Here is a 25074-nt window from a genome sequence, read left to right as displayed (position 1 = left end):
AGTCCAACAAAGGGGCGCTAACGGTTATGTCAGACGTGTGGCAGTACCTCGGCCGCGATCAGCTCCAGGTGCTCTAGGTCGGACAGGTCCATGACCTGGAGGTAGACCCGCTCGGCACCGAGCTCGCCCAGCCGGCCGATCTTGTCGATCACCTCGGCCGGGGTTCCCGCGAGTCCGCCCGTGCGCAGCCCGGCCAGATCCTGCCCGATGGCGGCCGCGCGCCGTTCGATCTCGGCCTGGTCGCGGCCGACGCAGACGGTCTGCGCCGCCGACAGGAGCACGGTACGGCCGGTCTCCGCGCTCGCCTCCCGCACCCGGGCATATGCCTCGCTCGTCTCGGACAGCGTCCTGAACGGCACGTTGTACTCGTCGGCGAAGGCGGCCGCCAGCCGGGGCGTGCGCTTGGCGCCGACCCCGCCGATGATGACCGGCGGGTGCGGGCGCTGGATCGGCTTGGGCAGCGCCGGGGAGTCGACGAGCCGGTAGTAGCTGCCCTCGAAGGAGTAGCCCTTCTCCGCCGTCCACAGCCCCAGGATGATCTCCAGCTGCTCCTCGAACCGGCCGAACCGCTCCCCCACCGGCGGGAACGGGATGCCGTACGAGCGGTGTTCCTCCTCGAACCAGCCGGTGCCGAAGCCCAGCTCGACCCGGCCGCCGCTCATCTGGTCCACCTGCGCGACGCTGATGGCCAGCGGCCCCGGCAGCCGGAACGTGGCCGGGCTCACCAGTGTGCCGAGCCTGATCGTGGAGGTCTCCCTGGCCAGCGCGGCCAGCGTGAGCCAGGCGTCGGTCGACCCGGGCCCCGGCTCCCCTTCCCCGATGCGCATGTAATGGTCAGACCGGAAGAACGCGTCGAAACCCAGCCGTTCCGTGGCCTGGGCGACGGTGAGCAGGTCGTCGTAGGTGGCACCCTGCTGGGGCTCAGTGAAGATCCGCAACTTCATAAGCCTCATTATCCGCTTACGTACCACCACACAATGGACGACACCCGGAGAATGCCCCTGCCCCACCCCACCGCCCCCGCGACGGCCATAGGATTTTCTGAGCAACGTGGCTTTTGTCGGCGAGAGGGGTGAGATGGCGACCCGTCCGGAGACGGCGAAGAAGATCCTCCTCTACTGGATGGACGCCACGTTCGCCGTGATGGGCTTCATGCTCTCGATGCTGGTCCTCACCTCGGCCGGCGAGGGGCGGATCTCCGTAGCGCACGCGGTGGCCATCGAGGTGTGCGCCCTGGCCGCGCTGGCGTTCCTCCCCCTGATCCTGCGCGACGCCTACGACGACCGGCCACGTCCCACCGCGAAGCTGGTCGCGTGCGGGCTGTTCTCCGCGAGCGCGGTGGCGCTCGCGCCGTCCTCCGGCGCCACCGGGTCGTGGGAGATGGCCGGGTGCTTCTTTCTCTCGGCCCTCGCCCTCTACGTCCCGCTGTGGGCGACGGTCTGCGTGGGCGCCGCGCTGGTCGCGCTGACCACCTTCTATGTGTCGGCGGTCGGCGACCAGCCGTGGCTGACCCTTCTGCTCTCCCTCACGGTGTCCGCCGTGCTGCTCCCCGGCACCATGAAGCTCTGGCGCTGGCTGTGGTGGACGCTCAGGGAGGCGTACGACAGCCGGGAGGCCAAGGCCACCCTGGCCGTGTCGAACGAGCGGCTGCGCTTCGCCCGCGACCTGCACGACCTGCTCGGCCACAGCCTGTCCGTCCTCACGCTGAAGAGCGAACTGGCCGCCAAACTGGCCACCATCGACGCGGGCAAGGCGGCGGCCGAGATGGCCGACGTACGCCGCCTGGCCGCCGAATCGCTCGCCGAGGTGCAGGTGGCCGTGGACGGCTACCGGGTGCTCGACCTGGACGAGGAGCTCGCCGGGGTGCGCGCCGCGCTGGAGGCAGCGGGCGCGCGGTGCGTCATCGAGGCCAGGACCGACGACCTGTCCCCCGCCGCCCGTACGCTGCTCGCCTGGGCGGTGCGCGAGGGAGGCACCAACGTGCTCAAGCACAGTACGGCCACGCGCTGCGCGATCGTCATCGACGGTGGCGTGCTGGAGATGCGCAACGACGGCGTGCGCGGGCCCGCCACCAGCGGCCCGGACGGGAGCGGGCTCCGTGGCCTGGCCGAGCGCATGTCGGCCGCGGGCGGCTCGTTCACGACGGCCGCCACACCCTCGGGCGAGTTCCTTTTGCGGGCGGCGGTGTCCGCATGAGGGCGGTGAGCGGCCGGCTTCGGCGGGCGAGCCGGCTCGACAAGGTGCGCTGGCTGATCGTCTACACCGCCGATATCGCCAACCTGCTCGCCCTGCTCGGGCTCTACCAGCTGTACGTCCAGTGGAGTGCGGGCATTCCCGCGGCCCTGGTGATAACGGCGGCCGTCCTGCTCCTCGTCCTGCTCGGGCTGGCCACCCGGTCGTTCAGGATCGCCGTCAGGGGCGGCCCGCGGCCGACCGTGATCCTGGTGGTCGCCGGGGTCGTCACGCTGCCCCTGGCCGTCTTAGCGCTGGTCTGGGCGATCCCGGTGTTTCTGGGAATGCTCGCCCCGTTCGTCCGCAGGCGCACCATCATCGTGCTGGCCGCCGGGTCGATCGTGGTCCTCAACGCGTACGTCACGCTCGCCGCCGGGTTCCAGATCGAGGTCCTCCTCGTCCAGACCATCCTCACCGCCCTCATCACCGGCGGCGTCCGGGTGAACCTGTGGCTGTGGCGCGTGGCCAGGGACGCCCACGAGGGCCAGGAGGCCAGGGCCAGGCTCGCGGTGTCGGAGGAACGCCTGCGCTTCGCCCGCGACCTGAACGACCTGCTCGGCCAGAGCCTCGCCGACATCTCGGCCAGGGCCGGGGCCGCCTCCCAGACGCTGCGCGAGGATCCCTCGGCGGCGGCGGGCGAGATGTTCGAGGTACGCGACCTGGCCAGGCAGACGCTGCGCGAGGTGCGGTCCACCGTGCAGAGCTATCGGGCCGTGGACCTCGACGAGGTCCTGGCCAGCGTGCGGGCGGTGCTGGAGGCGGCGGACGTACGCTGCGTCGTCCGGACGGACACGGGCTCGCTGACCGCCGAGACCCGCACGCTGCTGGCCACCGTGGTCCGCGAAGGCGCCACCAACATCCTCAAGCACAGCAAAGCCGGACATTGCACGATAACGATCGAGGACGGGGTGCTGGAGATGTCCAACGACGGGGTCGACGGGCCGGTGAGCGACCACGCGCCGGACGGGCTCGGCGGCCTGTCGCAGCGGCTCAGCGCCGCGGGCGGCACGCTGTCGGCGGCGCCTACGGACGACGGCGCCTACCTGCTCAGGGCGGCGGTTCCGGCATGACGACGCGCGTACTGCTGGCCGACGACGAGCACCTGATCCGCGGCGCTCTGGCGGCCCTGCTCGACCTGGAGGCGGGCATCGAGGTGATCGCCCAGGTCGGCCGGGGCGACGAGGTGCTGGCCGCCGTCGTCGAACACCGCCCCGACGTGGCCGTACTCGACATCGAGATGCCCGGCATGGACGGGCTGAGCGCGGCGGAGCAGATCAGCTCCATGTGCAAGATCGTCATCCTGACCAGCCTGGGTCGGCCCGGCTACCTGCGCAGGGCGATGGCGGCGGGGGTGAGCGGCTTCCTCGGCAAGGACGCCTCGGCAGAGGAACTGGCCATGGCGATCCGCAAGGTGCAGTCGGGCGGCCGCTACCTGGACGCCGAACTCGCGGCGGCGGCCATGGCCGCGGGCGACAGCCCCCTCACCGAACGGGAACGGGACGCCCTGCGCCTGGCCGACGACGGGGCCACGATCGCGCGGATCGCGGCTGAGCTGCACCTGACTGAGGGCACTGTGCGCAACTACCTGTCCAGCGCGATGACCAAGCTGAACGCCCAGAACCGTCTCGAAGCCATCCGTACGGCTCAGCGGATGGGGTGGCTCTGACAGCGAGGGCGTTTCCCCCGTCAACCCGACGCCTCATCTTTGGCTGGGCTGTCAACCGCCGAAAGGGACGCCCGAATCCTGTTGTTATAGCCGGTTCTATGCATATCAAGCAGCATTCCCTCGGGATCACCAAGTAACAGACCGAGCAGGAACATCAGACGCTCGAACGGGGTCCGATCATCTCCCCTGCCGAGTAGTGCGCATGCCACTATTCCCAGAACGACCATCAGCGCCACGCCTACGACCAGCAGCGCGATCGGCAGGGCACCGCCGAAGAAGACAGCGGTCACCGCGGCTCCACCGCCGATCGTGCTGTAGAGCGTCCTTCCACGAGGTCTGCGAGGGACCGGGCAGTCGTTCACGGCAGGTGTTTCGCCACCATTAGCTGCCATTCGACCCTGCCTGATCTCAGTCCGCCCTGAGGTGGGAGGCGGGACGGTCGGCCTATCGGGATTCCGCGCGAGTCATCCCACCTCCTAAGCCCAGAGTGAGCTACGCTAACTCTGCATGCAAGGTTGCATGCAGAGATGCTTTCCTTACGTCTGGGAGAAGGTCAACGATGACCGGGCACACGCTGGGCTTCCGCGAGTCCGCGGAGCGGCAACTTGCCTAGATCGCCGTCGATCCAGCGCCGGATGCTGGCCGCCGAACTCCGCAGGATGCGCGAAAGTGCTTTTCTGACCGGCGAAGACCTCAAGGCGCGTTTGGGATGGTCCACCTCCAAGGTGAGCCGGATCGAGAACGCGCGTATCGGAATTTCGGCGGAGGATCTCGACATCCTGCTCAACCTGTACCAGGCCACCGCCGCTGATCGTCAGCGACTGGTGACCTTGCTTGATCATTCCCCCGCGCATCCATGGTGGCGCGCCTCCTCGACGCCGCCCAATGATTTTCATCAGTACCTGGATTTCGAAGCCGTCGCCGACCTGATCGAGGAATGGGAAATACGGGTTGTACCGGGATTATTCCAGGTTGCGGACTACGCGCGATGCCTCTTGAACGCTTGGAAAAGAATCGAGAGCACCCTGACGCCGCGCGAGCTCGAGGAGCGCGTAACCCTCCGCATGCGCCGCCAGGATCGCGTGACCTCCGATCACCCGCTTCAGCTCAATACCATTATCGATGAGTCCGTATTGCTGCGGCGCATCGGTGACGCCACTGTGATGCACGCCCAGCTGGTTAGATTGCTCGAAATATCTGAACTTCCCAACGTAACTCTCCGCGTTTTGCCGCTGGACGCCGACCGCGAGATCATGGACGGCTCCTTCCTTCTTATCAAGCTTTCTCCGGGTGAAGAGGTCGAGCAGCGGCTGCTCTACATGGACAACGTAGGCTCCGGGACGATCAGCACAGATGAGACACATATCTATCAATTTCAACGTGCCTTCGAGAATCTGGCAGATCACGCCCTGACGCCCGAGCTCACTCGCGACCTGATCGCGCGCCACGATCGACAGCGATGGAGACCTGCAATGGCGCAGGAAAATCACCATTCACCACGGGAGTCCACATAATGGAAAAAGACCTGCTGACGGCCGCCTGGCAGCGATCAAGCCGGTGCAGCAACAATGGCTCTTGCGTCGAAGTCGCCCGGCTGCGGGGCGGCCGTGTCGCGATACGCGACAGCAAGAATCCGCACGTGCACCCTGTCATCGTGCCGGATGCCGTTTATGAAGAGTTCATCAGGTCGATCAAGTAACCAGGCCGGCCTGACCCACCCGCTACGCGCCGCGACCGGGAGACCGGGCCCGAGAGGCGCTGCGGCCGAGAAGCCGGGAGGATTTCGTTCTCTCGGCCTCTCACCTGCAAGTGCTCCAAACTCGGCCTTCAGCCGAGCGATGGCATATCTTCGGGTCCGTAGTGGAACAGAGCGCAGGAGGCAGGCTATGCGGCGGTGCGTCCAAGAGCTCGGCAGCGACGAGGTCGCGGACGATGCCCTGCTGGACTACTACCTGATCTTGGCTGAGGCGGACGGCGGAGACCCTGGAGCACCGCCCCTGGGGATCCTGGTCGAGGAGTTCGTGCTCTGCGACGACTACACCGCGGCTGCCATCGACAGTGCCGAGTGGTCGGCGGCGGCCGGTGCCTGGCGGAGTTCGCCCGCGTCGAGCCGCGACATCCGTACCGACGCCCACCTGCGGGCGCGGGTGACCGCGGTGAGCCGTCACGACGCGGGCCGGGCCTACCAGGCGGGCGGCGGGGGCGAGCTGCCGCAGGAGGCCGAGATCCGCGCCCTGTTCCGCGAACGCCAGCCGTTACCGGCCGCCGCCCCGCTCGACCTGGGCACGACCGGGTCACGCCACTACCGCATCCTGTTCGCCGGGGAACCGCGCGACTTGGGGAGCATTCGCTCCGCCCTGAGGCTGGAGCCGGTCGAAGACCCCGCGGATCCCCTGGCCCGCGTGGTCGGCACGGCGACGGCGACCGCCGCGGGGCACGACTTCACCTGGGAATTGCGGCGGATCGGCCCAGGAATCGCCTGGTGTCTCGATGTGACCGTACGCCTGGGAACCGGCCCGGAGGCCCCCATCGGGGAGCTACTCCGCCATCATCGGCAGGCGATCCGCGGGCAAAGCCTGATTCCCGTCACCATCGAACGGTTCGCCTGAACGCGGCGACAGTGGCGGGGGAGGCGATCGAATGTGGTGCTTCATGGTCGTCCCATCCGGCACGTCAAACTGGCGCGGTGAACAGGTCATCATCTGCGGCATCTCCGGGTCGGGCAAGACGACGCTCGCCAGGAAGCTGGCCGCCCGGCTTGGCCTGCCCCGCTACGAGCTCGACGCCCTGCATCACGGTCCCGGCTGGGTCAAGCGGCCGGAGTTCGAGGCCGACGTGGACGAGTTCACCCGGGGCGAGCGGTGGGTGACCGAGGACCAGTACCACCGCTTCCTGGGCGACCTCCTCTGGCAGCGCGCCGACACGGCCGTCTGGCTGGACCTGCCGCGCCGCACCGTGATGTGGAGGGTCGTACGCCGCTCACTCGGCCGCGCCATCACCCGGCGCGAGCTGTGGAACCCGGCATCAGCTACCTCTGGCCGATCAGATGGCGCCGACGCTGATGGCCAGGCGGGGCGTCGGGAGGTCGGCCGGCGACCGCCAGGCGAAGGCGACGATCTCCTCGGACTGGATGGAGATCTCCGTGTCGGTGACCCAGAAGGCGAACCTGAAGTCGGCGTGCAGGTGGGCCGACTCTCCCTTGAGCGGATTGGCCGGTATCGGATGAACGTCGATGTCGACGGGAGCAACCTCGCGGGAGGGCGGTGAGACCGCGTGCTGCCACGGCAAGCCGGTCTCCTCCTCCAGCTCGCGTAGAGCCGCGCCGTACAGGCTCCTGTCCTCGGGCTCGACGTGGCCGCCGGGCAGCAGCCACCGGTCCAGCGCGCGATGGTGAATCATCAGGACCTGTCCAGCGGTGTCGATCGCGGCGGCGCTACACGTCACATGCAACGGGATGGTCTTGCGGGAGGAAAGGTCCTGATCGCCGTCGAGCGCCTCAACGAGCGGGGCGACGTCGATAGCGCGGTCAGGGTGGGTGACGAGGTAGCGGCCCAGCACGGTACGGATCTCCTCGCGGGTGACGGTCATGACACCTCATGAAAGTAGGTAAGCCACGTGGCCGCAATCGACTGCCGGACTTCGGCAGGGACCTCCCACATGCCTGGAGCGCCGCCATTGGCCGCCAGCAGGGCGAGCGCGGCGAGGATCTCGGCCTGCACGAGGAGGATGAACGCCCCGACGGACGCGCCATGTAGGAAGTTCACCGCATTGCCGTCGGCCAGCACGTAGAAGTAGTGGCCAGTCCGCGAATACCGGGTGACATGCGGCTCGACGGCTGTCTTGACGTACAGGCCGTTGAGCGCCGACAACTCCAGCTCGTCGTCGGAGCTGGTGACGGACGCGACGTAGGCACCGTTGGCGATTCGGCCGAAGTCCTCCTCACGGAGCGCCATGTTACCGGTGGCGCACACGACGACCCCGGCGCCGGCGAGGGCCTCGGCGAGCGTGGCCGCAGTGCGGTAGCCCTGGGACAGGGCCTGGACGCGGCGCACCGGGTCGATGTCGTAGACGGTGACGCCGACGTGCTTGGCGTGCAGCATGGCGGCGATCGACCGGCCGAGCTTGCCGTAGCCGATGACGCAGGCCGGTCGGCCGTTGAGGATGTTGTCGCGGCTGCGTACGAGGGCCTCAGTGGAGAATACGACGGACTGGCCGACCAGGTAATCCTCCGGATCCTTCAGCGGAGATCGGGCGACGCTGAAGACGGGACAAGCCACCTTGTCGAGGTCGGCATAGCGCTGATGGCCGTTCTCAGTATCCTCCACGACGCCCACCAGCCGGCCGGAGAAGTGGGTTCGCAGATGCTCCTGCGTCGGCGCGAAGTAGCCGCCGACGTCGAGCAGCACCAGGTCCCGGCCAGCGGCTCGGGACTCGACATAAGCGAGCACCTCTTCGGGCTCAGCGAAGCGGCGCCGGTCGAGCTGGTCGACCTGCATCGTGGCGCTGACCTCGCGCAGCGCAGCCTCGTTGATGGAGCGCGGCTTGGGCAGCACTGCTGCGACATCGGAGAGGCGCGCCACGCCTCGAAGGAACGCAGGCCGCTCGGCAAGCAGGTGCGTGATAACCAGGCTCGTGGGCCTATTGGTGACAGGGATGGACTCCGCCACCCGGCGGAAGAACGCGTCCACGCGGCCGCGTTCGAAGTCTTCTTGCACAGGCCCTCCTCGAATGGGTAGCGATCTAATCTGGAATGTGCGGGAAGGTAGACGCGCAGAACTCAGAGGATGAGGTGCGTGGCTGCCGCTCCGGCCGCGCACGCGTATCGGCAGATACGTAGCCAGCGCGGCGTGGGCGTTCGGGTTGCGGCGAACAAAATCGAGATCATGGCGACCAGGAACGCCAAGGTCGACATGGACGCCACGGCGACCAGCCGGACCAGAGAGTCGACGGCTGGCAGGAGCAGGACGGCGCCGACGACGGCGGCCAGGGGCAGCTGCGCCTCGGCCCAGGCGACAGCCAGCGGGCGCCCCGCCAGTGGAGGGATGTCGTACCGGTGGTGCGTCATGGCGGGGGACCTTCCGGTGTCAGGTTCTGGGGGGTGGGTGTCGCACGAGAGGTCGTCGGGCCTGGTCCGCAGTTGGCAGGCGGCGAGGGCGATGACGGCGGCTACACGCTTCATCGCGACTGCCTTATCTCCCCCTGGGCGCACTGCTTGCAGGTGGGGAGAGTGCAGCTACTCGTCGCGACGGCCAGGCCGCCGGTGCGGGCCATCAGCCGGTTGAGGGTGGCGAGCCTCGCCTGAATCTCGGCGTTGGTCATCGGGCCATCCCCGCACGGACCATAAGCACCATGGGCCGGCGCCCACGAAGTCCCCAATTCGGGCAATTCATGGTATCTTCCTCCCCGAGGAGACCTCCCTAGGGAGCTGTTCTTAGAGTGAACTTCCCTAGGGAGGTTGTCAAGAGGATTCGTGAAAGCCGAGGGCCGCTTCCCCTTGGGGGTGTCCCCTAAGCTGATCGGGTCCGGAACAGGAAGGCCGCCCATGGCTCAGCCGCTCTACCAGCGGATCGTGAACGACTACCGCGAGGCCATCGAGTCCGGCCGGCTCCGCCCCGGCGAGCTCCTACCATCCGAGCCGGAGCTCATCGCCCGATATCACGCCAGCAAGAGCACCGTCGGCAAGGCCATCGCCGCCTTGAAGGCGGAAGGGCTGGTGTTCAGTCAGCGCGGTCGCGGCGTCTTCGCCAAGCGCCGGCCCTCGATTCGGCGCATCGCGTCTGAGCGGTATCGCGCGGACATGGAGCCGCAGGACACACCGCAGACGTCTTTCACGGCCGAGCAGGGCATCGCCTGGCAGGACTACCGGCTCGACCGGGCGTATGCGTGGATCGAGGCGGACGAGCGCCTGGGCGAGCTGTTCGGCGTCGCGGTCGGGACGCGCGTCCTAGAGCGGCGCTTCGTCTTCCATGCCGAGGGAGAGCCGACCCAGATGTCTCGGCCGTGCCTGCTCGCCTCCGATGTCGAGGGCACGCCGGTCGCCGACCCAGATCGCGAACCATGGCCGGGCGGAACCATCGCCCAGTTGCGCTCCATCGGCATCGTCGTGGACGACGTCCAAGAGAGCGTCTCGGCGCGGATGCCCACGCCGGAGGAGACGGCCACGTTGAGCATAGGATCCGGGGTGCCCGTGTTCGCCATCACCCGCCGCATGCTGGCCCAGGGCCGCGTTGTCGAAGTGGCCGATCCCATCGTCATCCCTGCCGATCGGGCGATTCTCGACTACCAGATCAAGCTCGGCTGACCCGGCCCCAACCCTTGAGCTCGCGGTCCTGGCAGGTTCGTGGTCGTCCCCTCCAGCTCCCAATTCCGCGTGCCGTCAAACTAGGACGGTGAACAGGATCATCGTCTGCGGCATCTCCGGGTCGGGCAAGACGACGCTCGCCAGGAGGCTGGCCGCCCGGCTCGGCCTGCCCCGCCACGAGCTCGACGCCCTGCATCACGGTCCCGGCTGGGTCAAGCGGCCGGAGTTCGAGGCCGACGTGGACGAGTTCAGCCGGGGCGAGCGGTGGGTGACCGAGGACCAGTACCACCGCTTCCTGGGCGACCTCCTCTGGCAGCGCGCCGACACGGCCGTCTGGCTGGACCTGCCGCGCCGCACCGTGATGTGGCGGGTCGTACGCCGCTCACTCGGCCGCGCCATCACCCGGCGCGAGCTGTGGAACGGCAACCGGGAGGACTGGAGCTCCTGGCTCGAACCCGACCACCCGATCCGGTGGGCGTGGACGCACCACCAGCGCCGCAGAACGCAGACCGCCGACCTCGTCACCCGCCATCCGGAGGTGACGGTGATCCGCTTGCGTACGGCACGCGCGGCGAAACGCTGGCTCGGCGGCCTGCCCCCGAAGGCGTGAGCCGCCTACCCGATCAGGTCGAAGGCCGGCCGGGGCTCGATCTTGGCCAGCCGTGCGGCGCCCGCCCGGCTCGCGGAATCTCACTTTCACCCGCTCACCTCCTGAGAGGGCCGGAGAGACGCTAGCCGATGAGTGCCTCGGTGATCTGGCGGGTGGTCTGCGCGGCGACCCGGGGGTTGGTGGCGGCGTAGGAGGTGTAGGCGTTCAGGCCGGTGGCCAGCGCCCAGCCGCGGCCGCGGGTCCAGGTGTCGTCGTCCACGCCGAGCGCCGCACGGAAAGCGGCCCGGCTCTCGGCCGACATCAGGGTGAAGGCGATGGTCAGGTCGCAGGCCGGGTCGCCGATGCCGAGCTCGCCGAAGTCGATGACCGCGCTGAGGCGGCCGTCGGCGGTCAGCAGGTTGCCGGTGTGGAAGTCGCCGTGGAACCAGACCGGGGGGCGGTCCCATCCGGGTACGCTCAGCGCCGCGTCCCACAGCTCGGTCATGGCCGCCCCGTCGAAAACGGCACCCGAAGCAGCGTCGTCCGCGGCTCCCGACGCGACCCCAGACGCGGCGCCCGACGCCACTCCGGACGCGACCCCAGACGCGGCGCCCGACGCTGTGCCCACCTGCGCGATGGCGGCCCGCGTGGCGCGGTCCCGGTCCGCCAGCGGTCGGCCGGTGAGGTCCTCTCGGGCACTCGCGGCCGGGATGTCCCCGGGCGCGAACCGCTGAAGGGCGGTAAGGAACTCCGCCAGTTCGACGGCGGCCTCGGTCGAGGCGGCCAGGGTCTCGACGGTCGCCACCTCGCCGTCCAGCCAGCGCGACACCGCCCACGGCCAGGGATAGCCGTAGCCGGGCTCACCCACCCCCACCGGCACCGGGATGGCCAGCGGCAGGTGCGGGGCGAGCCGGGGCAGCCACTCGTACTCCTTCTTGGCCTGCCCGATGGCCCCGGTGTGGCGGGGCAGCCGGACGGACAGCTCCTCGCCCAGCCGGTAGATCACATGGTCCGAGCCGGCCGGGTCGAGCAGCTTCAGAGGCAGCTCGGCCCACTGCGGGAACTGGGCGTCGACCAGGCGCCTGACGAGCGCGGCGTCGATGGGCGGGCGGGTGTCCGAAGTGCTTGCCAAGAACAGCTCCAGGTAAGGACGGTCAGCTTCCCAGAACCGCGTCAGCCCCTGGCCAGCAGGGCCACGCACTCCACATGGTGGGTCATCGGGAAGGCGTCGAAGGCCCGCAGGTCGACCAGCCCGTAGCCGTCGTCGCCGAACCAGGCCAGGTCGCGGGCCAGCGTCGCCGGGTCGCACGAGACGTAGACGATCCGCGAGGACTCCAGCGCGGTGATCCGGTGGACCACGTCGCGCCCCAGCCCCGACCGGGGCGGATCGACGACGACGATGTCGGCCCGCTCGATCTGGAACCGGTCCAGCGCCTCCTCCACCCGTCCCCGCTCCACCCGGGCCTGCGGCAGGTCGCGCAGGTTGGCGCGGGCGTCGCGGACGGCCGACGCCTCCGACTCCAGGCCGAACACCGCGCCCTGCTCCCCCACGCCCTCCGCCAGGCCGGCGGCGAACAGGCCGACCCCGCAGTAGAGGTCCAGCGCCCACTCCCCCGGCTCCGGCGCGGCGTAGGACAGGACGGCGTCCAGCAGGGTCTCGGCGGCACCCGGGTGCACCTGCCAGAAGCCGCTGCCCGCCACCCTGAACTCGCGGTCGCCCACCTGCTCGCGCAGCACGCCCGAACCCTTGCGCGGGACGGTGTGGCCCTTGCCCTGGTCGAGCAGGATCGAGGCGGGCGCGTCGAGGTCGGGCACGGTCACGCTGCGCCTGGGGCGCGGCCTGACCACCACGGCCCGGTCGCCGGTCGAGGAGGCGATCACCTCGACGGCGGAGGCGCCCTGCCACTCGCGCTGCTCAGCGCCGACGGCCTCCACTTCCGGGTGCGCGATCAGGCAGGCGTCGACGACCTCGATGTCGTGCGAGCGGTGCCTGCGGAAGCCGAGCTCGCCGCTGGGCCGGGCGGCGAACTGTACGCGGGTGCGCCAGCCGAGCCCGTCCTTGGCGCCGGGCACCTCCTCGACCACGATCTCGCGCTCGATGCCGGCCAGCCTGCTCAGCTGCTCGGCCACCACGGCGGCCTTGAGGCCACGCTGGGCCTCCTGGGTGGCGTGCTGCCAGTCGCAGCCGCCACAGCGGCCGGGGCCCGCGTAGGGGCAGGGCGGGACCACGCGGTCGGGCGACGGCTCCAGCACCCGCACGGCGTCGGCCCGGAGGAAGCGGGTCGTCTCCTCGGTGACCTCGGCGATGACCCGCTCGCCGGGCAGCGCGTGGCGTACGAACACCACGCGCCCGTCATGGCGCGCCACGCACCAACCGCCATGGGCGACCGGACCTACCGTCAGCTCGAGAGATGCCTGTTCCACACGGACACCCTATGCCCTGACCGGCACTGCCACTTTCCGGACTTAGCCCGTTACGCGGAGTGGTCTCCGGCCTTGACCTGCTTCTGGACCACCTGATGTCCCGCCCGGCGCGAGGCACCCGGGGCGGCCGGTTCGGGGCGGCCCTTGAGCCGGTCGGAGGAATGGAGCTGCCACGGCACGCTCGTCACCATGACGCCCGGCTTGAACAGCAGCCGCGCCTTCAGCCGCAGCGCGCTCTGGTTGTGCAGCAGGTGCTCCCACCAGTGCCCGACCACGTACTCGGGGATGAACACGGTGACCACGTCGCGCGGCGAGCGGCGGCGCAGTGTCTTGACGTAGTCGAGGATCGGCTGGGTGATCTCCCGGTACGGCGAGTCGAGCATCTTGAGCGGCACCGGGATGCCCCGGCGCTCCCACTCGTCCTGGAGCTGCCGCGCCTCGGCGCCCTCGACGCCGACGGTGATCGCCTCCAGCGTGGACGGCCGGGTGGCGCGGGCGTAGGCGAGCGCGCGCAGCGTCGGCTTGTGGATCTTGGAGACGAGCACGATCGCGTGGTTGCGCGCCGGCAGCGTCGACTCGTCGTACTCCTCGGTGATCTCCAGCTCGGCCGCCACGTTGTCGTAGTGGCGCCTGATGGCCTTCATCATGAGGAACAGGATCGGCATCGCGAAGCACACGATCCAGGCGCCGACCAGGAACTTGGTCAGCAGTACGACGACCAGCACCAGCCCGGTCATGATGCCGCCGAAGAAGTTGATCACCCGCGAGCGGTGCATCTGGTGCCGGATCTTGGGGTCGGTCTCGGTCTTGAGATGGCGGGTCCAGTGGATGACCATGCCGATCTGGCTGAGCGTGAAGGAGACGAAGACGCCGACGATGTACAGGTTCAGCAGGCGGCTGACGTCGGCGTCGAAACCCCACAGCAGCAGGCAGGCGCCCAGCGCCAGGATGACGATGCCGTTGGAGAAGGCCAGCCGGTCGCCGCGGGTGTGCAGCTGGCGGGGCAGGTAGCGGTCCTGGGCCAGGATCGAGCCGAGCACCGGGAAGCCGTTGAAAGCGGTGTTGGCGGCCAGGAACAGGATGAGCGCGGTGACCGCCGAGATGATGACGAACGGCAGCGAGCCGCCGCCGAAGACCGCGTCGGCCACCTGCGAGATGATCGGCTGCTGGTAGTAGCCGGGGCCGACCGGCTGCCCGTCGGGCCCGTGCAGGTCTGTGGCCACCACGGACGGCTCGGCCACCTTCACGCCCGAGGCCAGGCCCAGCGCGATGATGCCGCCGAACATGGTGATGGCGACCAGGCCCATCATGAGCAGCGTGGTGGCGGCGTTCTTGCTCTTGGGCTTGCGGAAGGCGGGCACGCCGTTGCTGATGGCCTCGACGCCCGTCAGCGCCGCGCAGCCGGAGGAGAAGGCGCGAAGGATGAGGAAGGCGGCGGCGAAGGTGGTCAGGTTGGTCTGCTCGGCGTCGATGGTGAACCCGTCGCTGGGCGCATGCAGCTCGTCGCCGAGCACCAGCAGCCGGAAGCCGCCCCAGGCGATCAGGCCGAGCACCGCGATCATGAACGCGTACGTCGGGACGGCGAAGGCGGCCCCCGACTCGCGCAGACCGCGCAGATTGACCACGGTGAGCAGGACGACGATGACGATGGCGACGGCCGGCTTGTGCTCGCCGACGAAGGGGATCGTGGCGCCCACGTAGTCGACGCCGTTGGCGACCGACACCGCGACGGTCAGCACGTAGTCGACCATGAGCGCGCTGGCCACGGTCAGGCCGGCGTTCTTGCCCAGGTTGGTGGTGGCCACCTCGTAGTCGCCGCCACCGCTCGGGTAGGCGTGCACGTTCTGCCGGTACGACGCCACGACCGTGAGCATCACGACCACGACGGCGATCGCGACCCATGGGCTGTAGGCGTAGAACGACACTCCGGCCAGCGACAGGATGACCAGGATCTCCTGCGGCGCGTACGCCACAGAGGACAGGGCGTCGCTGGCGAAGACCGGCAGGGCAATGCGTTTGGGCAGCAGCTGCTCGTGGAGCTGGCCGCTGCGCAGCGCCCGGCCCACCAGCACGCGTTTGACAAGATCCGTTACCTTCGCCACGTTACGAGATGCTAGCCCCCCGCGGTAGGGGCGCCGACGTTGCGCTCCCCTATCGCGCCATACTGGTGTCGAGCAACCGGCCGACCGCGAAGTGCGGGGGAGTATGCATATAGTGATCATGGGATGTGGCCGGGTCGGTTCGACCTTGGCTCACATCCTCGAGGACAACGGCCATACGGTCGCGATCATCGACCGGGATCCGCAGGCGTTTCGCCGGCTGCGGGCCGGTTTCCGGGGGCGCCGGGTGACCGGTGTCGGATTCGACCGCGATGTGCTCACCGAGGCGGGCATCGAGTCCGCTTCCGCGTACGTGGCGGTCTCCAGCGGCGACAACTCCAACATCATCTCGGCGCGGGCGGCGCGCGAGACGTTCGGCGTCGACAATGTGGTGGCCCGCATCTACGACCCGCGGCGGGCCGAGGTCTACCAGCGCCTCGGCATCCCGACGGTGGCGACCGTGCGGTGGACCGCCGACCAGATCCTGCGCCGCATCCTGCCCGAGGGCGCCGAGCCGCTCTGGCGCGACCCCACCGGCACCGTGGTGCTGGCCGAGGTCGCCACGCACACCGGCTGGATCGGCACTCGCGCCGTCGAGCTGGAGGAGCGGGGCAGGGTCCGCGTCGCCTACCTCAACCGCATGGGCGAGGCCCTGGTCATCGCCGACGACACCGTGATCCAGGACGGCGACGTGCTGCACGTCATCGCCGCAGAGAGCGACATGGACCGGATCAACAAGGTGCTCGCGGCGGCACCGGAAGAGGACCACTGATGCGCGTCGCCATCGCCGGAGCGGGGGCCGTGGGCCGGTCCATCGCGGCCGAGCTGCTGGAGAACGGCCACGAGGTCCTGCTGATCGACATCGACCCCAGGGCCATCAAGATCGACAGCGTGCCGCGGGCGGAGTGGCTGCTGGCCGACGCCTGCGAGATCGCCTCGCTCGACGAGGCGGGGCTCAACAACTGCCACGTCGTCGTCGCCTCCTCCGGGGACGACAAGGTCAACCTCGTGGTGTCGCTGCTGGCCAAGACCGAGTACGGCGTGCCGCGCGTGGTGGCCAGGATCAACCACCCCAACAACGAGTGGCTGTTCAACGAGTCGTGGGGCGTGGACGTCGCGGTCTCGACGCCGCGCCTGCTGAGCGCGCTGGTCGAGGAGGCGGTGAGCGTCGGCGACCTGGTGCGCCTGATGACCTTCCGTCAGGGGCAGGCCAACCTGGTCGAGCTCACCCTGGCCGAGGACGCGCCCGTGGTGGGCCAGCGCGCCGGCTCGGTGCCGTGGCCCAACGACTCGGCGCTGGTCGCGATCCTGCGCGAGGGCCGGGTGCTGGTGCCGACCAACGACGACCCGCTCGAGGCGGGCGACGAACTCCTGTTCGTCGCCAACCAGGAGGTGGAGCAGGAGCTGGCGCACCTGCTCTCACAACACTGAGAAATGTCAGGCGGGGGCGACCGGCGGCTTGATCGGCGTTCGCCCCTTGCCGAGCAGCCACAGCATCGCGCCGAGCGCGGCCACCTGGAGCGGCCAGCCCATCGCGATCTTCGCCAGACCGAGGGCGGCCACGGCCTCGTCGCCGCCGCCCAGCAGCCACACGGGCAGCTGCACGGCCACCCTGACCACGCACGGGAGCATCAGCAGCCAGGTGAGCTTGACGCAGAGCTTCACGATGCCCGGATCCTTGTGCCAGGCCGTGGGGTCACCGGTGACCGAGCCGATCAGGAACCCGACCACGGGCCACCGGGTGACGATCGACAGCAACATCGCCACCGAGTAGCCGGCGTTCCACAGGATGCCGGGCAGGAAATAGTCCTTCGCGTCGCCACTGCGGCTGGCGAAGAACGCGCCGATGGCGATGCCGATCAGGCTGTTGATCACGAACTGCGGCGTCGACCGCTGCGCGAGCCTGGCCAGCAGGAGCAGGACCGCCAGCGAGATGCTGACGATGAGCGAGGTCTTCAGGTCCTCGGTGATGATCCATGACAGCGTGAACGCGATGGTCGGCACCGCCGCCTCGATGATCCCGCGCACTCCCCCGAACGCCTTGGCGAGCTGGGCTCGCACCGCCGCTTCCACGGTGTCGTGGGCGACCTCTTCCGCCTCAGCACTCACCTGATCAACTCCCTGGGCGCAGCTCGTATCGAGGATTGAACATCACCTTGCGCCCGTCCTGCATGCTGACCAGGCCTTCGGCCTTGACAGTGCGCCCGGGCTCGATGCCCGCGATCTTGCGACGGCCGAGCCACACCAGGTCGATGACGTCGGACCCGTCGTAGAGCTCGGCCTCAAGGGCGGGCGCGCCGCCCCTGGGTCGCAGTGTCACGGTACGTAGCGTACCGGCCACGCAGAAGCGGCGGCGGCCGCCACACGAGACGATCGGGGTCGCGCCGACCTCGTCGACGTCTTCCCGTAGTTCCTGGGCTTCGATTTCGGACTGGGTGGAGGCCAGCCGGCTGAAGAACCCGCGCAATCCCCCGCGTTTGGGGGGCTCTGCCGTACTCATGATGACTCAGCCTACGTGATGTGGGCGGTCAGCGAATCTCGCTGATCTCGGGACCTCGTTTGAACGGGTTGAGCCCCTGGCTGTCGACCGTTTCGGCGCTCTGCTCGTTGGGCCGGCGCAGGGTGATCGGTTCTTCCCGGGCCATCGGCTCGGTGCCCCGCACGACCACGACGTCCTTGATGAAGTCGAGGAAGACGTTCGCCACGTTCTCGTCGAGCGCGGCGCGGCCGCTGATCATCGCCAGCACGAACCAGCGCGGCCCGTCGATGCCGATGTAGCGGGCCTTGCGGGTGGTGTTGCCCTCGCCACTGATCTCGCCGATCAGCTCGGGTCCGAAGGGGCCCTCCTGCTCGGCGAGATTGTCGGCGCCGGCCCGGATCTTGGCCCTGACCTCGTCCCAGAGCCCCATGCTCTTGGGCGCGGCCAGCGCCTGGAGCTGGAGCGAACTCTCCTCATAAAGCGCGACGACCCCGACGTTCTGGTCTCCCACCGAGGCCAGCCGCAGGTCGAAGTCCGGGTTGTGCGGCAGGAGCAGTCCGCCGAGGTCGATCCTGTCGGTCTCGGGGTGGGGCTCGTCGGCGTCCCACGGGCCGGACTCGCGCGTTGGGGCGGCGGATGCCTGCTGCTCTGCCGCCTGATCCGGCTGCTCACGACGGCGTCGTCGGAACACTGTGCTCACTCTCCCTGGTTAACGTCCTGTTGATCCGAAACCGCCGGTGCCGCGGGCCGAGCCGGGCAGCTGCTCCACCTCGGTGAACGCCGCCCGCTCGACGCGCTGGACGACCAGCTGGGCCACCCGGTCACCGCGGCTCAGGCGGAAGGGCTCCTTGGCGTCGGTGTTGATCACCGTCACCCGGATCTCGCCGCGATAGCCGGCGTCGACCGTGCCTGGCGCGTTGACCAGCGTGACGCCGTGCCTGGCGGCCAGGCCCGAGCGAGGGTGCACGAACGCGGCGTAGCCGTCGGGCAGCGCGATCGCGACGCCCGTCCCGACCATGGCCCGCTCTCCGGGCAGCAGCTCGACGTCCGCGGCCGCGTAGAGATCGGCGCCCGCGTCGCCCGGATGGGCGTAGGACGGCACCGGCAGCCCGTCGTCGAGTCGCTGGATGAGGACCTGCACGTCGGTCAAGGGTTCACCTCATGGTCATGGTGCTCGGCGGCGATGCGCCCCCTCAGCCTCAAGGTACGCCCTTCCGCCCGCGATCCCGTCGCACCGGGCAGGCGGGTGGAGTGTCGTGCCGCCGGGAGCCCTCGTGAGAGCGGGGAGACGGCCGCCGATCTCCGAGATCCCGTGGCGAGGTGGTCACGGGTGACGAGGTTACTCGCTACCAGGCGGACTGGCGTCCTCGACCGGCGAGCCCGGAGGTGGGGGGCTCGGAGGCGGGGCGGGTGCCGGGGTGGGCCCGGGTGGCAGGGCGGGCGGTTTGTGGAAAAGTTCGGGAAGCGCCCGGTAGATCACCGCCGCCACGGGCACGGCCACCGCCGCGCCCGCGATGCCGGCCAGGATGCCGCCGACGGACAGCACGAGGATGATGGCCAGCGGGTGGAAGTTGAGCGCCCGGCCGACGATGAGCGGCTGGAGCACGTGGTTCTCCAGCTGCTGCTCGACGATCAGGATGCCGACGAAGATCAACGCGTAGAGCGGTCCCTTGGCGCCCAGCGTGACCAGGGTGGCGATCGTACCGGCGAAGAAGATGCCGACGATCGGGATGAAGCTGGCGAAGAAGATCAGCACCGCCAGCGGCGCCCACAGGGGCACTCCCATGCCGGCCAGCACGATGCCCATGATCACGCCGTGTACGGCGGCGACCGCGACGGTGCCCTGCACGTAGTGGGAGAGCGTGGTCCAGGCGGCCCGCCCCGCCCGGTCGACGCGCGGCGCCATCGAGCCGAACCCCCGCAGGAACCACGACCAGATCCGGTCGCCGTCCTTGAGCAGGAAGAACGAGACGAACAGCAGCAGCACGAGGGACGCGAGCACCTCGAAGGCGACGGCGCCGGCGGTCAGGACCGTACTGGTGATGGCCGTGCGCTGGGCGTTGACCATCGTCGCGATCTCGTCGACGTAGCTGGTGATCTGCGCCTCTTTGAGGTGCAGTGGGCCGGTGATCAGCCAGTTCTGTACGTCGCGGGCGGTGGACTGGACCTGCTGGACCAGGTTGGGGAACTCCTCGGTGGCCCGCGCGCCGACCAGCCAGCCGGTGCCGACGAGCACCGCGAGGGCCACCAGCATGGTGATCCAGGTGGCGTAGATGGGGCGCATGCCCGCCTCGCGCAGGTTCCTGGTGAGCGGGAACAGCAGCGCGGTCAGCAGCAGGGCGATGGCGACCGGCAGGGCCACGAAGCTGAGCCGCGCGATGCCCTGGACGAAGAAGTAGACGACCACGCCGACGAGGATCAGGCACAGGCACCATGCCGCCATCTTGGCCAGCACGGGTGGCACGAGCTTGGTTGGGCGGTCGGTCAGCACGTGTTCAAGACTGGCACGTCAAGGACATATGTGCGCGTGGATAAAAGATCGGGTCTGGGCAACGGCATGATCACATGTCACCGTCATGCACATGAGGACCGTCGCGCTGGTTAAGGTGAGCGCGATCACCGCGGTGATCGCGTGTCTCGTGGCGGCCCCGGTGCCCGCCCTGGCCTCGCGCGGCGAACCCGCGCTCGACGTGCTGTCGAGCCGCGCCGACCAGGTGAGTGGCGGGGACGCGTTGGTCAGGGTACGGGTGAGCCAGGGCGTGCGGCTCAAGGTGCTGCGCAACGGCGATGACGTCACCGCGTCCTTCAAGCCGGATCCCGGCGGCCAGTCGTTCAGCGGCCTGGTGACCGGGCTGATCGACGGCGACAACACGATCAAGGCACTGGCGGGGCCGTTCAAAGAAACCCTGAAATTACGCAACCACCCGATCTCGGGACCGATCTTCTCGGGGCCGCACCAGTACCCCTTCCTGTGCAAGACGGAGCGGAGCGGGCTCGGCCCGCCCGTCGCGGACAACCAGGACGGCCAGGGCATGCGCACCACGGGCGGCTGGAGCAGGGACTGCTTCGCGCCGGTGCTGACGGAGCGGCTCTACCGCGCGACGGACGGCGCGTTCAAGACGATGCCCGCCGAGCGCCCCGCGGACATGTCGACCACCACCACGCTCGACGGCCGGACGGTGGACTTCGTGGTGCGCCGCGAGCGCGGCGTGATCAACCGTTTCCTCTACTCCATCGCGATGCTGGAGGACGGCTACAACGGCCGGGCGATCTACCGCTTCGACGGCGGCGTGGGGATCGGCCACGACCAGGGCACGATCGGCGGCAGCGCGCTCGACGCGTACGGGCTGGGCAAGGGCTACGCGATCCTGTTCTCCTCGGGCACCCGTACCTCCACGCACTACAACCTGATCCTCGGCGGCGAGACCGCGCTGATGGTGAAGGAGCGGTTCATCGAGAAGTACGGGGTGCCGCTCTACACCGTCGGCGTGGGCGCCTCGGGCGGCGCCCTCCAGCAGTACATCTACGGCCAGAACTACGGCACCGCGGTGATCGACGCGGCGATTCCGCAGTATTCCTATCCCGACATGGTCACCCAGACCATCCACGTCGGCGACTGCGAGCTACTCGAACGCTACATGGACCACAACCCGCGCTGGGCCTCCTGGGACGCGCGGACCGCGCTGATCGGGATGAACGCCAGCGACACCGTCGACAACCCCTACACCGGCAAGCCGGGCTCCGACGAGTGCGTCAAGGGCTGGCGCGGGCTGACCCCGCTGACCATGAACCCCCTCTGGACCTCCAACAACGATCCGGAGTGGGCCAAGATGGACCCGCCCGGCGTCAAGGACACGATCCAGTGGACGCACTGGGACGACCTGCGCGAGATCTACGGCGTCGCCCCCGACGGCTACGCCCGCTCCACCTGGGACAACGTCGGCGTCCAGTACGGCCTGGGCGCGCTGGTGAAGGGCGTGATCACGCCCGCGGAGTTCCTCGACGTCAACGCGCGCGCCGGCTCCTGGAAGGAGTCGAAGGACATGGTGCGCGAGGGCTGCCCGTTCACCCCCTCCCTCTGCCAGGACACCGCCCAGTTCGACCCGTGGAGCTCGCGCAACATACGGACCGGCGACCCAGCCCCCCGACGTACCGGCGACCCGATCGCGATCAAGAACGTGGAGCGCAGCGGGCTGGTGTTCAGGGGCGACATCGCCATCCCGATCATCGACTGGCGCCACTATCTCGAGGACCAGCTCGACATGCACGACTCGCACCAGTCGTTCGTCTCGCGGCAGCGGATGCTGAACTACGACGGCAACGCCGGCAACCAGGTCATCTGGTTCACCGACGCCCGCCCCGACGGGCCGGCCTTCGACCAGACGCCCGAGGCGCTGCAGGTGATGGACCAGTGGATGGCCAACATCCGCTCGCGCCCGTGGCGCGGGGTGGCGGGCAACAAGCCCGCGGCGGCCGTGGACCGCTGCTTCACCAGCTCCGGGGCGCAGATCGCCGCGGGTCCGCACGTGTGGGACGGCATCCTGGACCAGCGCGCCGCCGGTGCCTGCACCGCGCGCTTCCCGCTCTACTCCACCTCTCGCGTGGTGGCGGGCGGTCCGCTGGAGGGCGGCGTCTACAAGTGCCGCCTGCAGCCGGTGTCCAGGGCCATCGCGCGCGGTCTGTACGGCTCGTGGCGCCCGTCCCCCGAGGAGCAGGCCCGCCTTGAGGCGATCTTCCCCTCGGGGGTGTGCGACTACTAGCGGCTACTGCTCCTCCAGCGTCACCTCGACGGCGAATTCGGGACCCTCGTCGAGGACGAACTCCTCGACGTTGCCCGCGCCGCACAGGTCGTCCTGCGCCAGCCGTACCAGGGCGATCTCGGGGCCCGACACGGTGAGGCGGGAGACCTCGGCGCGCATCGACAGCTTGGCGGCCGACTTGGCCTTGCGGATGCGCCCGAGCACGTCGGAGGCCACGGCGAGCACCGCCGGGTCGCCCGCGCCCGCCGGGACCGACGGCCAGGCCGCGCGGTGGACGGAGCCCGGCCGCCACCAGGACCAGACCTCTTCCGTGACGAACGGCAGGAACGGCGCGAAGAGCCGCAGCAGCACGTCGAGCGCCTGGCGCAGCGCCGCGTGCGCCGAGGCGGCCGCCGGACCGCTCTCGTAGGCCCTGGCCTTGACCAGCTCCAGATAGTCGTCGCAGAACGCCCAGAAGAAGCGCTCGGCGGCCTCCATCGCCCGGGTGTAGTCGTAGCCCTCGAACGCCTGAGTGGCCTCCTCGACCACCCCTGAGAGCTGGGCGAGCATCGACAGGTCGAGCGGCTCGGTGACCGCCGCCTCGGACTCCGGGAAGCCGAGCACGAACTTCGACGCGTTGAGGATCTTGATGGCCAGCCGCCGGCCGACCTTGATCTGCCCGGTGTCGAACGCCGTGTCGGTGCCCGGCCGCCCGCTGGCCGCCCAGTAGCGGACCGCGTCGGAGCCGTACTCCTCCAGCAGCCCGAGCGGCGTCGTGACGTTGCCCTTGGACTTGGACATCTTCTTGCGGTCGGGGTCGAGGATCCAGCCCGCGATGACCACGTCACGCCACGGCAGCGTGCCGAACTCCTGGTGCGCCCTGACCACGGTGGAGAACAGCCAGGTGCGGATGATCTCGTGCGCCTGCGGCCGCAGGTCCATCGGGAAGACCCGGGCGAACAGGTCGGGATCCCGCTCCCAGCCGCCGGCGATCTCCGGCGTGAGGGACGAGGTCGCCCAGGTGTCCATGATGTCCGGATCGCCCATGAAGCCGCCCGGCACGCCCCGCTGGTCCGCGGTGTAGCCGTCGGGCACCTGCGAGGAGGGGTCGATCGGCAGCAGGTCCTCCGACGGCACCAGCGGGCGGGAGTAGTCGGGCTCGCCCGAGGCGTCCAGCGGGTACCAGACGGGGATCGGCACGCCGAAGAAGCGCTGCCGGGAGATCAGCCAGTCGCCGGCCAGCCCCCGCACCCAGTTGTCGTAGCGGACCTTCATGTGCGGCGGGTGCCAGCGCAGCTCGGCGCCCCTGGCCAGGAGCTGCTCGCGCAGCTGGGGGTCGCGCCCGCCGTTGCGGATGTACCACTGGCGGGTGGTGACGATCTCCAGCGGGCGCTCGCCCTTCTCGTAGAACTTCACCATCCGCTTCGTGGCGCGCGGGTCGCCGTCCAGGTCGCCGGACTCGCGCAGCAGCTCCACGACGCGCTCACGCGCGCTGTGGACGGTCTTGCCGGCCAGCTCTTTGTACGGCTCCTGCTCGACGCCCTCGGGCGGCTCGGGCAGCAGGCGGCCGTCCTTGCCGATGATCGGCCTGGTCTCCAACGCCAGCTCGCGCCACCAGGTGACGTCGGTGAGGTCGCCGAACGTACAGACCATCGCGATGCCGGAGCCCTTGTCGGGCTCGGCCAGGTGGTGGGCCAGCACCGGCACCTCGGCCCCGAACAGCGGCGTCAGCACCGAGGTGCCGAACAGCGGCTTGTACCGCTCGTCGTCGGGGTGCGCCACCAGGGCGACGCAGGCGGGCAGCAGCTCGGGCCGGGTCGTCTCGATCCAGACCGGCCCCTTCTCGCCGTAGAAGGAGACCCGGTGGAAGGCCCCCGGCCACTCGCGGTCCTCGAGCTCCGCCTGGGCGACGGCGGTGCGGAAGGAGACGTCCCACAGCGTCGGCGCCTCGGCCAGATAGGCCTCGCCGCGCGCCAGGGTGCGCAGGAAGGCCCGCTGCGAGGCGGCCCGCGCGCCGCCGTCGATGGTCGCGTACGTCAGCGACCAGTCGACGGACAGCCCCAGCCGCCGCCACAGCTCCTCGAACGCCTTCTCGTCCTCAAGGGTCAGCCGCTCGCACAGCTCGATGAAGTTGCCGCGCGAGACGGAGACCTGCCGCTTGGGATCGGGCTTGGCCGGAGGTGTGAAGTCCGGGTCATAGGGCACCGAAGGGTCACAGCGGACGCCGAAGTGGTTCTGCACCCGCCGCTCGGTGGGCAGGCCGTTGTCGTCCCAACCCATGGGGTAGAAGACCTCGCGGCCGCGCATCCGCTGGAAACGGGCGATGGTGTCGGTGTGCGTGTAGGAGAAGACGTGACCCACGTGAAGGGAACCGGAGACGGTCGGCGGCGGGGTGTCGATCGAGTAGATCTGCTCCCACGGCTTGGACCTGTCGAACCGGTAGATGGCGTCATCTTCCCAGCGCTCTACCCATACCTTCTCCAAGCCGTCGAGAGTCGGTTTCTCCGGCATGGCTGCATGGCGTAGTCGCTGCTGATTCATGCCT

The 25074-nt window shown here is 69.4% G+C and carries 26 protein-coding genes; 11 read left to right on the top strand and 15 right to left on the bottom strand.

What is annotated here, in order from left to right; translation table 11 throughout:
- Window positions 1-29: 29 nt before the first annotated feature.
- Window positions 30-944, bottom strand: a complete 915-nt coding sequence (locus ACGFJ2_RS00560) for an LLM class F420-dependent oxidoreductase (protein ID WP_393463318.1) — start codon at window positions 942-944, stop codon at window positions 30-32.
- Window positions 945-1077: 133 nt separating this feature from the next.
- On the opposite strand from ACGFJ2_RS00560, the gene ACGFJ2_RS00555 reads away from it, so the two are divergent.
- From ACGFJ2_RS00555 to ACGFJ2_RS00545, 3 genes are read left to right on the top strand one after another with little or no spacing between them, the layout of a single operon-like run.
- The gene (locus ACGFJ2_RS00555; RefSeq protein ID WP_357940858.1) at window positions 1078-2196 is read left to right on the top strand and encodes a histidine kinase; all 1119 of its coding nucleotides are present in this window, start codon (window positions 1078-1080) and stop codon (window positions 2194-2196) included.
- Window positions 2193-3302: a sensor histidine kinase gene (locus ACGFJ2_RS00550; protein WP_393463316.1), complete on the top strand. Its 1110-nt coding sequence runs from the start codon at window positions 2193-2195 to the stop codon at window positions 3300-3302. Before ACGFJ2_RS00555 ends, ACGFJ2_RS00550 begins: the two co-directional genes overlap by 4 nt.
- Complete coding sequence (locus tag ACGFJ2_RS00545; RefSeq protein ID WP_357940854.1) at window positions 3299-3898, top strand: response regulator transcription factor; 600 nt, start codon at window positions 3299-3301, stop codon at window positions 3896-3898. The genes ACGFJ2_RS00550 and ACGFJ2_RS00545 overlap by 4 nt, the downstream gene beginning before the upstream one ends.
- A 20-nt stretch (window positions 3899-3918) precedes the next feature.
- On the opposite strand, the gene ACGFJ2_RS00540 is transcribed toward ACGFJ2_RS00545, so the two are convergent.
- The gene (locus ACGFJ2_RS00540) at window positions 3919-4188 is read right to left on the bottom strand and encodes a hypothetical protein (protein WP_357940852.1); all 270 of its coding nucleotides are present in this window, start codon (window positions 4186-4188) and stop codon (window positions 3919-3921) included.
- 345 nt (window positions 4189-4533) lie between these two features.
- Here ACGFJ2_RS00540 and ACGFJ2_RS00535 point away from each other — a divergent pair, with 345 nt between their 5' ends.
- The 3 genes from ACGFJ2_RS00535 (at window position 4534) to ACGFJ2_RS00525 (ending at window position 6507) form a co-directional block, all read left to right on the top strand.
- A complete protein-coding gene (locus tag ACGFJ2_RS00535; RefSeq protein WP_358175180.1) occupies window positions 4534-5412 on the top strand; it encodes a helix-turn-helix transcriptional regulator in 879 nt (292 codons plus the stop codon).
- Window positions 5412-5597 (top strand): DUF397 domain-containing protein, encoded by a 186-nt coding sequence (locus ACGFJ2_RS00530; RefSeq protein WP_357940848.1) that lies wholly within the window; start codon window positions 5412-5414, stop codon window positions 5595-5597. The genes ACGFJ2_RS00535 and ACGFJ2_RS00530 overlap by 1 nt, the downstream gene beginning before the upstream one ends.
- A 187-nt stretch (window positions 5598-5784) precedes the next feature.
- Window positions 5785-6507: a hypothetical protein gene (locus ACGFJ2_RS00525; RefSeq protein WP_393463313.1), complete on the top strand. Its 723-nt coding sequence runs from the start codon at window positions 5785-5787 to the stop codon at window positions 6505-6507.
- A gap of 433 nt (window positions 6508-6940) precedes the next feature.
- Here ACGFJ2_RS00525 and ACGFJ2_RS00520 read toward each other — a convergent pair whose 3' ends face one another.
- The 4 genes from ACGFJ2_RS00520 to ACGFJ2_RS00505 form a co-directional block, all read right to left on the bottom strand.
- Window positions 6941-7486, bottom strand: coding sequence for an NUDIX hydrolase (locus ACGFJ2_RS00520; protein ID WP_393463311.1), 546 nt, complete (start codon window positions 7484-7486; stop codon window positions 6941-6943).
- Window positions 7483-8613: an adenosylhomocysteinase gene (locus ACGFJ2_RS00515; RefSeq protein ID WP_393463309.1), complete on the bottom strand. Its 1131-nt coding sequence runs from the start codon at window positions 8611-8613 to the stop codon at window positions 7483-7485. Before ACGFJ2_RS00515 ends, ACGFJ2_RS00520 begins: the two co-directional genes overlap by 4 nt.
- A gap of 62 nt (window positions 8614-8675) precedes the next feature.
- Entirely contained in the window at window positions 8676-9077 is a 402-nt protein-coding gene (locus ACGFJ2_RS00510; RefSeq protein ID WP_393463307.1) for a hypothetical protein, read from the bottom strand.
- Window positions 9074-9217, bottom strand: a complete 144-nt coding sequence (locus ACGFJ2_RS00505) for a hypothetical protein (protein WP_393463305.1) — start codon at window positions 9215-9217, stop codon at window positions 9074-9076. Before ACGFJ2_RS00505 ends, ACGFJ2_RS00510 begins: the two co-directional genes overlap by 4 nt.
- A gap of 223 nt (window positions 9218-9440) precedes the next feature.
- Between ACGFJ2_RS00505 and ACGFJ2_RS00500 the strand changes: the two genes are divergently transcribed.
- Both ACGFJ2_RS00500 and ACGFJ2_RS00495 read left to right on the top strand, forming a co-directional pair.
- Window positions 9441-10199: a GntR family transcriptional regulator gene (locus ACGFJ2_RS00500; RefSeq protein ID WP_393463303.1), complete on the top strand. Its 759-nt coding sequence runs from the start codon at window positions 9441-9443 to the stop codon at window positions 10197-10199.
- 88 nt (window positions 10200-10287) lie between these two features.
- The gene (locus ACGFJ2_RS00495; protein WP_393463301.1) at window positions 10288-10809 is read left to right on the top strand and encodes a hypothetical protein; all 522 of its coding nucleotides are present in this window, start codon (window positions 10288-10290) and stop codon (window positions 10807-10809) included.
- Window positions 10810-10930: 121 nt separating this feature from the next.
- On the opposite strand, the gene ACGFJ2_RS00490 is transcribed toward ACGFJ2_RS00495, so the two are convergent.
- The 3 genes from ACGFJ2_RS00490 to ACGFJ2_RS00480 are packed head-to-tail and all read right to left on the bottom strand — an operon-like array spanning window position 10931 to window position 15314.
- Window positions 10931-11920, bottom strand: a complete 990-nt coding sequence (locus ACGFJ2_RS00490; RefSeq protein ID WP_393463299.1) for an aminoglycoside phosphotransferase family protein — start codon at window positions 11918-11920, stop codon at window positions 10931-10933.
- Window positions 11921-11961: 41 nt separating this feature from the next.
- A complete protein-coding gene (locus ACGFJ2_RS00485) occupies window positions 11962-13212 on the bottom strand; it encodes a class I SAM-dependent RNA methyltransferase (RefSeq protein WP_393463297.1) in 1251 nt (416 codons plus the stop codon).
- A gap of 50 nt (window positions 13213-13262) precedes the next feature.
- The gene (locus ACGFJ2_RS00480; protein ID WP_358175166.1) at window positions 13263-15314 is read right to left on the bottom strand and encodes an APC family permease; all 2052 of its coding nucleotides are present in this window, start codon (window positions 15312-15314) and stop codon (window positions 13263-13265) included.
- A 103-nt stretch (window positions 15315-15417) separates the two neighbouring features.
- On the opposite strand from ACGFJ2_RS00480, the gene ACGFJ2_RS00475 reads away from it, so the two are divergent.
- Together ACGFJ2_RS00475 and ACGFJ2_RS00470 are read left to right on the top strand one after the other, a co-directional pair.
- On the top strand, window positions 15418-16083 hold the full coding sequence (locus ACGFJ2_RS00475; protein ID WP_393463295.1) for a potassium channel family protein: 666 nt from the start codon (window positions 15418-15420) through the stop codon (window positions 16081-16083).
- Window positions 16083-16742: a TrkA family potassium uptake protein gene (locus ACGFJ2_RS00470; RefSeq protein WP_357642476.1), complete on the top strand. Its 660-nt coding sequence runs from the start codon at window positions 16083-16085 to the stop codon at window positions 16740-16742. The genes ACGFJ2_RS00475 and ACGFJ2_RS00470 overlap by 1 nt, the downstream gene beginning before the upstream one ends.
- A gap of 6 nt (window positions 16743-16748) precedes the next feature.
- On the opposite strand, the gene ACGFJ2_RS00465 is transcribed toward ACGFJ2_RS00470, so the two are convergent.
- From ACGFJ2_RS00465 to ACGFJ2_RS00445, 5 genes are all read right to left on the bottom strand, one after another.
- Complete coding sequence (locus tag ACGFJ2_RS00465; protein WP_357940832.1) at window positions 16749-17420, bottom strand: DUF3159 domain-containing protein; 672 nt, start codon at window positions 17418-17420, stop codon at window positions 16749-16751.
- 4 nt (window positions 17421-17424) lie between these two features.
- Complete coding sequence (locus ACGFJ2_RS00460) at window positions 17425-17811, bottom strand: OB-fold nucleic acid binding domain-containing protein (RefSeq protein WP_214635894.1); 387 nt, start codon at window positions 17809-17811, stop codon at window positions 17425-17427.
- A gap of 28 nt (window positions 17812-17839) precedes the next feature.
- Window positions 17840-18490, bottom strand: coding sequence for a DUF3710 domain-containing protein (locus tag ACGFJ2_RS00455; RefSeq protein ID WP_393463293.1), 651 nt, complete (start codon window positions 18488-18490; stop codon window positions 17840-17842).
- A 9-nt stretch (window positions 18491-18499) separates the two neighbouring features.
- Window positions 18500-18940, bottom strand: coding sequence for a dUTP diphosphatase (dut, locus tag ACGFJ2_RS00450; protein WP_357940828.1), 441 nt, complete (start codon window positions 18938-18940; stop codon window positions 18500-18502).
- A gap of 189 nt (window positions 18941-19129) precedes the next feature.
- On the bottom strand, window positions 19130-20281 hold the full coding sequence (locus ACGFJ2_RS00445) for an AI-2E family transporter (protein WP_357940826.1): 1152 nt from the start codon (window positions 20279-20281) through the stop codon (window positions 19130-19132).
- A 91-nt stretch (window positions 20282-20372) separates the two neighbouring features.
- Between ACGFJ2_RS00445 and ACGFJ2_RS00440 the strand changes: the two genes are divergently transcribed.
- Window positions 20373-22550 (top strand): DUF6351 family protein, encoded by a 2178-nt coding sequence (locus ACGFJ2_RS00440; RefSeq protein WP_357940824.1) that lies wholly within the window; start codon window positions 20373-20375, stop codon window positions 22548-22550.
- Between the two features lie 3 nt (window positions 22551-22553).
- On the opposite strand, the gene valS is transcribed toward ACGFJ2_RS00440, so the two are convergent.
- Window positions 22554-25070: a valine--tRNA ligase gene (gene valS, locus ACGFJ2_RS00435; protein ID WP_357940822.1), complete on the bottom strand. Its 2517-nt coding sequence runs from the start codon at window positions 25068-25070 to the stop codon at window positions 22554-22556.
- Between the last annotated feature and the right edge of the window lie 4 nt (window positions 25071-25074).

This window comes from Nonomuraea sp. NPDC049028, from assembly GCF_043197735.1.
GTDB lineage: Bacteria > Actinomycetota > Actinomycetes > Streptosporangiales > Streptosporangiaceae > Nonomuraea.
This window is presented reverse-complemented; position numbering and strand designations above follow the sequence as displayed.